General features: G+C 69.3%; 9 protein-coding genes and 2 pseudogenes. 3 read left to right on the top strand and 8 right to left on the bottom strand.

Annotated features, from left to right (window positions below):
• Positions 1-55 precede the first annotated feature (55 nt).
• The 6 genes and pseudogenes from ACQ86G_RS03605 to pcp form a co-directional block, all read right to left on the bottom strand.
• Positions 56-1,990 (bottom strand): triple tyrosine motif-containing protein, encoded by a 1,935-nt coding sequence (locus ACQ86G_RS03605; protein WP_431261326.1) that lies wholly within the window; start codon positions 1,988-1,990, stop codon positions 56-58.
• Positions 1,896-3,317 (bottom strand): ligand-binding sensor domain-containing protein, encoded by a 1,422-nt coding sequence (locus ACQ86G_RS03610; protein ID WP_431259362.1) that lies wholly within the window; start codon positions 3,315-3,317, stop codon positions 1,896-1,898. The genes ACQ86G_RS03605 and ACQ86G_RS03610 overlap by 95 nt, the downstream gene beginning before the upstream one ends.
• 180 nt (positions 3,318-3,497) lie before the next feature.
• Complete coding sequence (locus ACQ86G_RS03615; protein ID WP_431259363.1) at positions 3,498-4,097, bottom strand: flavin reductase family protein; 600 nt, start codon at positions 4,095-4,097, stop codon at positions 3,498-3,500.
• A 119-nt stretch (positions 4,098-4,216) separates the two neighbouring features.
• On the bottom strand, positions 4,217-4,825 hold the full coding sequence (locus tag ACQ86G_RS03620; RefSeq protein WP_431259364.1) for a DUF2939 domain-containing protein: 609 nt from the start codon (positions 4,823-4,825) through the stop codon (positions 4,217-4,219).
• Positions 4,826-4,906: 81 nt separating this feature from the next.
• A pseudogene (locus tag ACQ86G_RS03625) lies at positions 4,907-5,641 on the bottom strand (alpha/beta fold hydrolase); the annotation flags it as partial.
• 157 nt (positions 5,642-5,798) lie between these two features.
• Complete coding sequence (gene pcp, locus ACQ86G_RS03630; protein WP_431259365.1) at positions 5,799-6,446, bottom strand: pyroglutamyl-peptidase I; 648 nt, start codon at positions 6,444-6,446, stop codon at positions 5,799-5,801.
• Between the two features lie 90 nt (positions 6,447-6,536).
• On the opposite strand from pcp, the gene ACQ86G_RS03635 reads away from it, so the two are divergent.
• Positions 6,537-7,469 (top strand): LysR family transcriptional regulator, encoded by a 933-nt coding sequence (locus tag ACQ86G_RS03635; RefSeq protein ID WP_431259366.1) that lies wholly within the window; start codon positions 6,537-6,539, stop codon positions 7,467-7,469.
• Positions 7,470-7,639: 170 nt separating this feature from the next.
• On the opposite strand, the gene ACQ86G_RS03640 is transcribed toward ACQ86G_RS03635, so the two are convergent.
• Positions 7,640-8,440 (bottom strand): SDR family NAD(P)-dependent oxidoreductase, encoded by an 801-nt coding sequence (locus ACQ86G_RS03640; protein ID WP_431259367.1) that lies wholly within the window; start codon positions 8,438-8,440, stop codon positions 7,640-7,642.
• A gap of 95 nt (positions 8,441-8,535) precedes the next feature.
• Here ACQ86G_RS03640 and ACQ86G_RS03645 point away from each other — a divergent pair.
• Together ACQ86G_RS03645 and ACQ86G_RS03650 are read left to right on the top strand one after the other, a co-directional pair.
• Positions 8,536-8,979 (top strand): annotated as a pseudogene (locus tag ACQ86G_RS03645) (LysR family transcriptional regulator); the annotation flags it as partial.
• A gap of 68 nt (positions 8,980-9,047) precedes the next feature.
• The gene (locus ACQ86G_RS03650) at positions 9,048-9,440 is read left to right on the top strand and encodes a LysR substrate-binding domain-containing protein (RefSeq protein WP_431259368.1); all 393 of its coding nucleotides are present in this window, start codon (positions 9,048-9,050) and stop codon (positions 9,438-9,440) included.
• Between the two features lie 36 nt (positions 9,441-9,476).
• On the opposite strand, the gene ACQ86G_RS03655 is transcribed toward ACQ86G_RS03650, so the two are convergent.
• On the bottom strand, positions 9,477-12,206 hold the full coding sequence (locus tag ACQ86G_RS03655) for a TonB-dependent receptor (RefSeq protein WP_431259369.1): 2,730 nt from the start codon (positions 12,204-12,206) through the stop codon (positions 9,477-9,479).
• Between the last annotated feature and the right edge of the window lie 43 nt (positions 12,207-12,249).

A 12,249-nucleotide genomic window follows, 5' to 3' on the forward strand; every position in this document is an offset into this window, starting at 1 on the left:
TCGATGCGAAGCGATGTCCGCAGAACTGAAGTCCAGGTCCGGCGAGGTGTGGGCCTCAGCCGGGCTTCGGCGTCACACGGCCCAGCAGGGCCCTGATCCAGCGCTGCAGCGACGTGAAGGCCGGCCGCTCGCCGACGCGGGGGTAGGCCTGGGCTGCCGGCACGCTGACCAGGATCTCCGTGCCGTCGCCCGGCGCGCTGCGCAGCTGGAAACTGCCGCCCACGCGCGTGACCCGGTCCCGCATGCCGCTGAGCCCCCAGTGCCCCGGCCGCTGCCCGTCGGCTTGCACCTCGGGCGGGACCCCCACGCCGTCATCCGTGATGCGCAGCGCGAAATGGGGCCCGCTATAGGACACGTGAGCGCCGATGCGGGTCGCCTTCGAATGCTGGAAGGCATTGAACAGCCCTTCCCGAGCCACCAGGGCCAGTTCGGCACAGACGCCGGCGTCGAGCGGACGGGGCACACCGTCGACGCCGAGATGGAAGCTCGCGTCGTGGAAGCTGGCGAGGTCGTTGCCCAGCGATTCGAGCGTCTGCTCCAGCGGCCGTGACCCCGGCGGCGCCTGGCGCAGGTCGGTGATGCGATAACGCCCGTCGATCACGATCTCGTCCGCCCGGTCCAGCGCCCGCTCCATCTCCGCCCGCGCCGGCAGGGTCTCCGGAATGCCCCATGCCACGCGCTGGAAACGCAGGACCAGGCCCTGGAAGCCTTGGAGCAGCGTGTCGTGCAGGTCCTGGGCGATGCGGGTGCGCTCCTCCAGGCGGGTGCGATAGCGCTCGGCGGCCCGCGCCTCCAACTGCCGCAGTCGCATCAGGACAAGGAAGGCGGCCAGCGCCAGGACCAGCACCGCGCACAGGAGGCGGAAGACCGTCGACTGGAGGAAGGTGGGCGGGATCTCGACGACCCTCGTCGCCGGCTTCCTGCTCCAGACGCCGTCGGCATTCGTGGCCAGGACCTCGAAGACGTAGTGGCCCGGTCCGAGATTGGAATAGAAGGCCTGCCGTCGCGACTCGGCCTCATGCCAGTCGGTCTCCAGACCCCGCAGCCGGTACTTGAACCGGGTCCGCTCCGGCATGGCCAGCGACAGGGAGGTGTAGTCGATCTGCAGGTCCCGGGTCCCGGCCGCCGGCACGACCCGACCATCCGGTCCCGGCGCCACGCGCAGGCCGTTGGTCGACACCCGCTGGATGTCGATGACCGGCGGCGGCGCCGCATTCGTCCGGGCCGCGGGATCCACGACGACCACGGCACTGGGCACCGTGAACCACAGGCGTCCATCCGGCGTCTGCAGGGCCGTGCGCAACGGCCACATGGTCTCCGCGCGGCCGGGCAGCCCGTCCGAGGTGTCCAGTGTCGTGACCGGGACGCGATAGCCGGGATCGGCGAGGGCCCGCCGCACATCGGCGCCGTCGATGCGGGTGATGCCCTCGGCCCCGTTGAGCCACAGATCCCCTTGCGAGGTCTCCACCAGGCCGCTCACGCCGTTGAAGGCGTCCGCCGACGCCGCCCGCAGTTCGTGGAAGCCGGACTCGTCGAGCCGTTGCAGGCCGCGTTTGCCGGCGATCCAGACATGCGACTCGCCCGCGGCCAACGCCAGCACCGCGCCGACACGCAGGCCTTCCTTCTCCGTGAAGCGCGTGATGCGGTCGCCGTCCTCGACGCGGAGCAGGATCCCTTCCGAATAACCGAGCCAGGACCGCCCCCGTCCGTCCATGGTCGCGACGGTGACGTGGGACCGGTCCGGGAAGCCCTTCTTGCCCTCCAGCCGCTCCCAGCCGCCGTCGGGGGAACGGCGCAGCAGCCCCAGGACCTGCGACGACACCCAGAGCGCGCCCGATCGTTCCTCGGCGATCTCCAGCAAGGTGCCCCGCCAGTCGGGGAACTGCCCCCGCCGCTCATCGATGTTCCGGCCATCGGGCCCGAGCCGGGACAGCCCGTTGGCGTCGCCGAACCAGACCGTCCCCGCGCGGTCGACGGCGACGCGGGTCATGGAAGGCGTGGGCACGGGGTAGCTCACCAGGTCGACGGACTTGCCATCCATCGGCAGATGGAAGATGCCGTTGCGCGACACGAACCAGAGATCGCCGTTGAGGCCGTTGGGCCATCGCCGGCGTCGACATGCCGACCGGGAACTGGAAGGTGGAGACCCGCGTGCGCCGCAGCCGGTCGATCCCGCCGTTCGTGGCCACCCAGATGTTGCCTTCCCTGTCCTCGAGGATGCGCAGCACCTCGTCGCCGCTGAGACGCTGGTTCCGGGTCAGACGCTGCACCGCAGGCTGGGCGAAGTGGAACGATCGGGTGCCGCGCGGCGCGGCCGGATTCGCGGTGGGCGACAAGGGGACCAGCGGAATCGGCGGCTGCAGCTGCGCCTCCGCCTCGGACAACACCGCCTTCGACGCCGGCGGCGCCTGCGACGGCAGACGCTCCCGCGTGACGCCGTCGACCGCCCCGTACCAGAGGTGGCCCTCCCGATCGAAGATCGGCATGTACATACTTTGGGGAACTGGATGTCCGCCGTCCAGGCGATCACCCTGAACCTGGGGACGCGGCAGTCGGTAGTAACGCGAACTGGACTTCTCGCGTGTGTCGGGCTGCGTCTCGGCCCACATCCGTCCGGCAGCATCCATGGTCACGTAGTCGACCGTCTTCTCGGGCAGGGCCAGCTCGACGAAGCGCTGCTGGCCGGCGGCTCGCACCAGCAGACGATGCCCCACGTTGGCCCAGACGTTGCCGTCGGGATCGACGTGCACGCTGCCCGTGTAGAGACCCGGACCCGAATCCGGACAGCCCTCGTCCTTGCCCATGCGCTGCCAGTGGTCGCCGGCACGCTTGAACAGTCCGCGAGAACTGGCCACCCAGACGGTCCCGTCCTTCTCCAGCGCGAAGCCGCGCGTCGAGCCCTGGAAGCCGCCCGGCTTGGGCGCTTCCTCGAGCACCACATGACCGTCCCGGACCAGCGCGACGCCTCCGCCCAGGAAGCCGATCCACAGGCCGTTGTCCGGTGTCGCGAAGAAGGTCAGGATGCCGCCGCCCTGGAGCGCCTCCCCGGCGATCGCCGCGAACGGTTCGAAGCGTTCCCCGTCGAAGCGCATCAGCCCCCGATCGCTGCCCAGCCAGAGATAACCGTCGGTGGTCTGGGCGAGTCCGTAGACCGGTCCGAACACCCCTTCCCGGGCGCCCCAGGCGGTGTGATGGAGCTGGTCCAGCGGCGGGTCCTTCAGCAACGCCTCGAGCGAGATCCGATCGGAGGCCGGGGCGGGGGCCGCCGCCATGGCGGTCGACCTCCCGGCCATCGTCAGCGCGAGCGCGATCGTCATGAAGGCGATCGACCGAAGGATCGTGGAGCGTGAGTCGCGCATGTCGGGTCCGAGGCAAAGGGGTGGACGACGTCAAACCGCGCAACATACCTCGGAACCCGCCGTGTCATCCCCCGGCACAGGACGCAGCGCCCCGGGGTTTGTACGCAGGCGGCCCCGTCGACGGCCGCAGGGCGGCGCTCAGTCGGGCCGCGCCATGAAGAACTTGTCGCCCAGCTCGAAATAGTCGCCCGGGCCACCGGCGCGAAGGATGATCCGCGCCGCGGCGGTATCGAACAGGCCGTCCTTCAACAGGTCGGGCGAGATGTGCATGAGCAAGACCTGACCCAGGATCATCCAGGTGTCGACGGGTTCATCGTCCTTGGACTTCAGCTGGATGATCTGCGAGACCTTGCACTCGAACGCGACAGGGCTCTCTCCGACGCGCGGCGGCCCGACCTTGACGGACGCGACCTCGGTCAGGTTCGCGAGCCCGAACTCGTTGATGCCGTGAGGGACACGCGCGCACGTGGCGTTCATCGCCTCCGCGAGATCACGCGTGGCGAGATTCCAGACGAACTCACCGGTCTCCTCGATGTTCCTCAGCGAGTCCTTCCGCCCGATGCTGGAGAAACCGATGATCGGCGGCGTGTAGTTCAGCGCGGTGAAGAAGCTGTAGGGCGCCAGGTTCACGACGCCGGCCTTGCTCTTCGTGGACATCCACCCGATGGGTCGAGGGCCGACGATGGCGTTGAACGGGTTGTGGGGCAGGTTGGGCGCGGTGGGGTCGTAGGTGTGCATGTGCAGGGTGATCGCATGGGGAATGGCGTCGCATGGAGCGAACTGAACCAGCTCGCTCCGCCTGCGCCGAGCTCGTCCATGATGACGGATGCGCCGGCATTCATCAGGCCTTCGACCCCTCACAACGCCGGCAACCGGACCTCCGTCAACACCCACGACGCGAATCCGCGCCGCTGAAAGACCAGCCCGGTCCGGCGATCCTCGGCCTGTCCCGCGCGGCGGGCGTAGAGGATGAAGGTGTCGACGCCATGGCGTTCGGTCGTCCAGATCGGCTCACGTCTGGTCGACGACTGGCTGCCCTCGGCGTCCCCCTCAGGATCGGAGACCGGGCCGTCCGGCTGCTTCGCCCGCGACTCCCGTCGCGGCATCAGCTTGCCCTCCTGCATGATCCGCATGACCGACTCCGGCCGCACGAACGCGTCCACCATGCTGTCGACCATCGCCGTCGCGAACAGCGAGCCCAGCGCGGCGCCCGCCTTGGCGATGTCGCTGCCGGACTCGGACCGCTCGGTCGCCTTGGCGCCGATCGCCGTCGACAACTGGCCCTTCAGGCTCTCGCGCAGCAGCGGATAGTCGACGCGTTCGTTGAACGCCGTCGCGTCGCCGGCCTTCGCGGCGTTCCGCATCTGATGGATCGCCAGCCACGGCGACCAGTACCAGTAGGCGGCGAGCGCCAGCAGCGCCGCGACCAGCACGACCTTCGAGAACTTCCGAGCGGAGGGGGTCATCCCTTGCCTTGCGTTTGATGCACCGGCGCCGAGTGTAGAAAACTCGCGGCACCGGTCGCGTCTCCCGCGACCGCCCCGGCCTCACGACATGGCAAGCAATCGCAACAGGTGCTCCGTCACGGCGTCGGGCTGCTCCTCGGGCAGGTAATGCCCGCAGTCGCTCAGCACGCCGCCCTGCAGGCGTCCGGCGCGCCCGCGCATGGCGTCGAACAGGTCCGGCGCGCTGCCGACGTCACCGCCGAGCGCCAGCACCGGCATCCGCAGCGGCGTGTCGGCCAGCGCCCGGTTCGCCGCGGCATCCGCGATCGCCGCGCGGTAGTAGCCGAGCATGCCGCGCAGTCCGCCCGGCTGGCGGTAGACACGTTCGTACTCGTCGATGTCGGCGCGCTCGAAGACCGCCGGCGCGTTGGCCGTCTTGCGGGCGAAGAACCACTCGATCAGCACGCGCTCCCTGTCTTTCAGCAGAGCCTCCGGCAGATCCGGCACCGTGTTGAACAGGAAGTGCCACCGCTTCCAGTTGTCGGGTCCGAGCTCGAAGCGCTCCGCCAGCGTCACGCCCGGGATGTTGGCGTCGAGCAGCGCCAGATGCGTCACCGCCTCCGGATGGCGCGCCGCGAACGGATAAGCCATCCACGCACCGATGTCATGACCCACGAGCGCCACACGGTCCAGGCCCAGCGTGTCGAGCAGCGCGCCCAGCCGCTCGCCCGTCGTGCTGGCGTCGTAGCCCCCATCGGGGTTGTCGGAATCGCCCTGCCCCGGCAGATCCACCGCGATGACGCGATGGCCCGCGGCGGCCAGCCTCGGCATCACGCGCCGCCACGCATATCAGCTCTGGGGGAATCCGGCGAGCAGCACGATCGGCCGCGCCCTCCTGTTTCCGCCGTCTTCGCCGTCTTGGCCAGCCTCGCCGGCCTCGACCAGGTGCCAGCGCAGTCCCCCTGCGGTCACGAATCGATGCCGCAACGCCATGTCAATGCTCGCTGCCGAAACCGAGCTTCACGTCCTGCGTCGTCGACAGCGTCGTCGCGACCATGACGCGGACCGCTTCGCTCAGCATCTCGCGCGTCATGCTCGGCGCGCCGCGATGACGGACGGCCTGTTCCGGCAGGAAGGGCACGTGGATGAAGCCGCCGCGAAGACGGGGCCGTCGCATCGCGATGTGGTGGGACAGCGCGTAGAAGATCGCGTTGCAGTTGTAGGTCCCCGCCGACTCCGACACCGAGGCGGGAATCCCCGCGCCATGGAGCGCGGCCACGAGCGCCTTGATCGGCAGGGTCGAGAAGTAGGCGGCCGGCCCGCCGGCCACCACGGGCTCGTCCACCGGCTGCAGCCCGGCGTTGTCGGGGATGCGGGCGTCCACGAGGTTGATGGCGACGCGTTCGATCGTGATGTCGGGCCGACCGCCGGCCTGCCCGAGGCACAGCACGACATCGGGTGTCACCTCCTCGATCGCGACGACGAGCGCGCCGCCGACCTCGCCGATCACACAGGGCAGCCGCCGCGCGACGAGACGCGCCGTTCCGACGGTCTCGCCGTCGAGCGCCCTCACCGCCTCCCAGGACGGGTTGATGGTCTCGCCGTTGAACGGATCGATGCCGGTCAGCAGGATGGTGGTCACGTCGTCGCCCAGGAAGTGGTCATGACAACGATCCTAGGGAGCGCGACCGGATTCTCCGAATGGATTCCTTGTATTCGTTATATTGGTTTGATGAATCTGTCGAACGTCGACCTCAACCTGCTCGTGGCTTTCGAGGCCTTGTACGACACGCGCAGCGTCAGCCTGGCGGGGCAGCGCCTCCATCGCGCGCAGCCGTCGGTCAGCAATGCGTTGTCGCGGCTGCGGCACCTGTTCGGCGACACGCTGTTCGTGCGCAGCGCGCAGGGCATGCTGCCGACCGCGCGGGCCGATGCGCTGCGCCCGATCGTCGGCGCGGCGCTGGCGCAGATCCGCGCGGCGCTGACCTCCGCGGAGGCGTTCGATCCGGCACAGGCGCAGGACCGTCGATTCACGATCGCCGCCAGCGACTACGTGGACATCGTGCTGCTGCCGAGCCTGATGGCACTGCTGCGTTCGCAGGCGCCCGGCCTGAGCCTGCGCGTCACGGCGCTGGACCGCGCCGCCGTCTACGCGCAGCTGGACCAGGGCGAGGTCGACCTCGCGATCGGCGGCCATCTCGCGCCGCCCAAGCGCATGACGAGCGAGCATCTGTACGACGAGGACTTCGTCTGCGTCACCGATGTCTCACGCGCCCCCAAGCGACGGCGGGCGATGACGCTGGACGCCTACACGGACCTGCCGCACGCACTGTTCGTGCCCAGCGACGACGGCTCCACGCGCGGCGTGATCGACACGGCGCTGAACCGGCTGGGGCGGCGGCGGCGCGTGGTGGCCACCTTCGCCCACGTGGCCGCCCTGCCGCGCGTGGTGCAAGGCACGGACCTCGTGGCGACGCTCGCGCGACGCGTCGCCGAACGTCTCGCGCCGCCCGGCGTTGCGCTGCGGGAGCTGCCGGCGGAGCTCGACGCCACCGCTTTCCCGATCCATCTGGTGTCGGGGTCTCGGACCCAGACCGACCCGGCAGGCCGGTGGCTGTGCGGGCTGGTCAAGGACGCGGTGGCGCGGATGCTCGCCGATCAGTAGTCGGCCGGGACCGCAGCCGCTGCGGGAGACCGAGGGACGAAGCATCAGCCAGAGCCAGAGCCAGAGCCAGACCGAGTCCGATAAAAAATGCCCGGATAGGCCGGGCAAAAGGGCGACCTGGTCCACGTCGAGGACGTGCACGGAGGGCCCTGGAGAATCGTCGTCCGGCCTCAGGCGCCGCGGTAGCGCGGCGCCGCCGCGTTCGTGGACAGCAGCGGCATCATGGCCAGCCGCACACTCGTCATCTCCCGGAACGGCGCGTCGTCCTGCAACGGCGGGATGGTGACGTCCTCGCCGCGGTCGAAACCGACCAGCGCCGCGTCGACCAGTTCGTCCACGCCCATCACCATCTCCGGCGGCAGCGCGTTGACGTCGTTGCCGGAGCGTTCCCAGATCTCCGTGCGCGTCGCCCCGGGCAACACCACCTGCACGAAGACGCCGCGTCCCTTTAACTGCGCCGTCATCGACTGGCTCAGGTTGAGGACATACGCCTTGGTGCCGCTGTACACGCCGTCCAGCATCTCCGGCGCCAGCGACAGCACCGACCCCAGGTTCACGATGGCGCCCTGCCCACGGGCGGCGAAGGTCTTGCCGGCCGACGCCGCGAGACGCGTCGGTGCCAGCACGTTCAGCGCGATGATCCGCGTCAGGTCGTCCGACGAGGCATCCAGCAACCCGCCCTTCAGCGCCATCCCGGCGTTGTTCACGAGCATCGTCACATCGCCTTCCTCGAGGCGCCGCTGCACCACCGACAGATCGGCCTCCAGCGTGAGGTCCGCGGGCAGCACCTCGATCCTCACGCCGGTCTGCGCGCGCAGCCGGTCGGCCAGCGTTCCCAGTCGCGTGGCGTTTCGCGCCACCAGCACGAGGTCCATGCCGCGCCGTGCGAGACGGTCCGCGTAGGTGGCGCCTATGCCGCTGGAGGCACCGGTGATCAGGGCTTTTTGTGGGGAGCTTGTCTCTTGGGTCATGGGGCGGGTTCCTCTCGACGTGGCGTCGATCTGCTGCTGCGATGACCGCATTGGGCCCCTGCCGCCCCTGTTTGAAAATTCCCTAAGATCGCCCAATGACTGAGCAGATTCGCACAGGTCCGCGCACAAGCCCGGATTGGGAGGATGTCCGTGTCTTCCTCGCGCTGGCGCGTCACGGGAAGCTGTCCGCCGCCGCGCGCGCCCTGGGCGTGAATCACGCGACCGTGTCCCGCCGCGTCCGCGCGCTGGAGGACGCCATGGGCCAAGCCCTCGTGGAACGGCGCCCCGACGGCTTCGTGCTCACGCCGGCGGGTCAGCGGATGCTCGCCCCCGCCTCCGACATGGAAGCCGCCGCCGCAGCGCTGGCGCGCAGTGGTCCGGAGGGCAGCCTCAGCGGCCTGGTGCGCGTCAGCGCGCCGCCCAGCCTGGGCCAGAGCTTCCTCATGCCTCATCTGGTGGCGCTCTGCGCGGCGCACCCCGGCCTGGACGTCGACGTCGCCGGCGACGTCCGGTCCGTCAGCCTCGCCCTGCGTGAAGCGGACATCGCGATCCGCATGCTGCGTCCCGTCGACGGCGACGTGATCGCCCGGCGTCTGTCGAGCTTCGGTTGCGGCTTCTACGGCACCGCCGCCTGGCAGCGACGCCTCGAGAAGGGGGCGACCCCGTCTTCGTCGGTTTCGACGAGCAGAACGCGCACCTCCCGGACGCGCTCTGGCTCACTCAGCAATTCCCGAAGGTCCGCGTCGCGATCCGGGCGGGCAACCACATGCTTCAGCGCATCGCCGCCCGAGAAGGCGCCGGGCTCGCGCTCCTGCCGCACTACGTGGCGCGGGCGGAGCCGCGGCTCAGGCTGTGCGTGGTCGGCCCCACCCCGCCCCAGCGGGAACTCTGGATGGTCACGCGACGCGACGATGGCCGCAACCCGGCCATCCGCGCCGTCGGCGACGCCCTGGTCAACGCCTTCGACGCGAACCAGTCGCTGTTCCAGGCGCCCGGGTAGGCCTGCGCGGCCAACGGCACCGCAGCAGACGCGCGCTCAGTAATCGATCCCCACCCGGATCCCGAAGGTCCGCGGATCGTTCCAGTAGCCGCGCACGAAGCCGCCGCCGTCCTGCGCGGAGTTCTTCGTCATCTTGTTGGTCGCGTTCAGCACGTACAGCTCCGCGTGCCAGTCCTTGGGCGCCTGCAGCTTCAGGCTGGCATCGACCTTGGCGAAGGCCTTCTGCCCGTCGGAGATGTGCGCGTTGTCCAGGTTGCGCAGCGTGAAGTACATCTTGTCCTGCCACTTCACGTTGACCCAGGGCGTCAGCTCCCAGCCTTCGCCGAAGCGGAAGCTCTGCGAGAAGTTGACGCCGAAGCTGTACTTGGGCGACAGCGGCAGGTGGTTGCCGGTGATGTCGTAGATCTGGCGGCCGGCGTTCTCGCGGATCGGACCGGTGTAGGGGTCGGGACAGGCCGGGGCGCCCATCTCGGCGCGCACGCCGCAGTTCCAGCTGTCGCTGAAGGACGGGTAGTCCTTCATCTTGCTGTTGATGTAGCTGAAGAAGGCGCCGAGACGCGCGCCGGCCCACGGCTTGTAGTCGACCTCCAGCTCCAGGCCAGGGATGTCGACGACGCCGACGTTCACTGTCTGCCACTTGGTGACGATGTCGCAGGTCGGGTTCTCGTCCGGGCACGGGCCCACCTGCTTGACCTTGGAGGCGAAGAAGTCGCCCGTGACCTGCATGTCCTTGTAGCGGCTGTAGAAGAAGGTCGCCGACAGGCTCAGGCGCTTGTCCAGCATCAGGCCCTTGTAGCCGAGCTCGAAGTTGGTGACCGTCTCCGGCTTGTACGGGAAGAAGGTGTACTGCGGGCCCGCCGGGCCGTCGACGCATTCCTTGCCGCCGCAGCGGTCGTCCTTGTCGCCGAAACCGCCGGCCTTGTAGCCGGTCGACAGCGAGGTGTAGACCATGTCCGCCGGCGTCAGCTGCTTGCGCAGGCCGAGGCGGTAGGTGAACTTCTTCCAGCTCTCGCCGTGGTCGTTGCCCGCGGGCTCGCCCCACAGGCCGTAGGCGCCCGGGCCGGCGAACGGGCCCATCTGCTCGGTCAGGTCGCGGCCGCTGTGCGGGCGGAAGCCCGGCGTGCCGGGCGTGCCCGGGTCGTAGAGGCCGTTGTAGTACGCCGGCGTCGAGCCGTCGAAGCTGCCATAAACGCGGCCGCCCTTGTCGGTCTTCTTGTCGAAGCTGATGCGGCCGCCCACCGTCGCCGTCCAGGTCGGCAGGAAGGTCCAGTCGGCCTGCGCAAAGAGGGCCTTGGCGTCGATCTGCCGATCGGGCTGAGCGTAGTACTGGCTGGTCGGGAAGCCGAAAGGCGCGGTGACCAGCTGCTCCTGCGCGTAGTCGATCGCGTTCTTCTCGTGCATCCAGAACAGGCCGGTGACCAGCTGCACGCTGTCGGTGTGATGCTTGAACTGCAGCTCATGCACCTGCGACTTGTAGGTCGAGCCCAGCGTCAGCGAGGTCTCGTCGCGGATCGGCCAGGTGCCCCAGTCGCCGTCCGGTCCGACCGGCACGGTCGCCGTGACCTGGCGCGACAGCGGGTAGTAGCCGCCGTCGTCGTCCGACTGCTGCGAGCGCTTCTGCGTCGCGTAGGCGAAGCCGTACTCGATCGTGGACTGGTCGTTGAGCCGCCAGTTCAGGTTGGAGCGCACGGTGTCGATGGACATGTCCGTCTTGCCGGGCACGTTGACCTTCACGTCCCACTTGCCGCCGGGGCAGGCGAAGTCGGTGCCGGCGGCCATGTCGCAGTCCTTCATCGCGATCTCGCCGGCGCCCTTGTTCTGGAACTTCTCGTAGGCCACCAGCCATTCGAGGTTGCTCGTGAGCTTCACGCGACCGGCGATGCGGGCCGCCCACTCGTCGCGGTTGTAGTAGTACCTGCTGCGCGGCACCTTGGCGTTGCGGCGCTGGTCGACGTCGGGGATGCCGTCGGCGACGAAGCCGTGCTCGGGCATGTTGACGTCGGTGAAGTCCTGCTGCTGGTTGATCCAGCCATCACGCTTGATCGTGCTCACGGTGGCGCGCAGCGCGATCGTGTCGTTCACCGCGATGTTCTGCACCAGGTTCAGCTGGCGCTTGCGGTAGTTGCCGAGGTCCAGCTCCGCCGTGCCGTAGGTCGAGCCGAACTCGGGCTTGGCCGGGATGATGTTGATGCTGCCGCCGGTCGAGTTCCGGCCGAACAGCGTGCCCTGCGGACCGCGCAGCACTTCGACCTGCTCCAGGTCGAACATCAGCGCCAGGGCGCCTTGCGGCCGCGGCGAGTAGAGACCGCCCACGTGCAGGCCGACGGCCGGGTCGCCCACCTCGGTGAAGTTGGTCGAGCCCACGCCGCGGATGTTGATCTGCACACCCGAATCGGCGCCCTGCGAGATCTGCAGGTTGGGCACCTTGCCGGAGAGGCCGCGCACGTCGTGGATGCCTTCGCGGGTCAGCGCTTCCTGCGACAGCGCCGTCACCGCGACCGGCGTCTGCAGCAGGCCGGAACTCACGCGCGTCGCGTTGACGGTGATCACGGGCAACTCGTTCTTCTCCTTCTCCGAGATCTCGCGGGGGTTCGGCTTGCCCTCCACCTTGCCCTCCACTTTGCTGTCAGCCTTGGGCTGGGCGGTCTCGGGCGCCTGCGTCTGCGCGAAGGCCGTGGCGGCCAGCAGGCTCACGGCGGCGGCCGTGGCGGTGATGGGGAAGGCGGCACGGACGGCGGCTCGGAGGGCGGCTCGATTGGGTCTCATCACTGGGATCTCCATGGGTCTGGCAGGCAGCCTCCGTCCCGGC

The organism is Roseateles chitinivorans (assembly GCF_050632145.1).
Classification (GTDB): Bacteria; Pseudomonadota; Gammaproteobacteria; order Burkholderiales; family Burkholderiaceae_C; genus Roseateles; species Roseateles chitinivorans_B.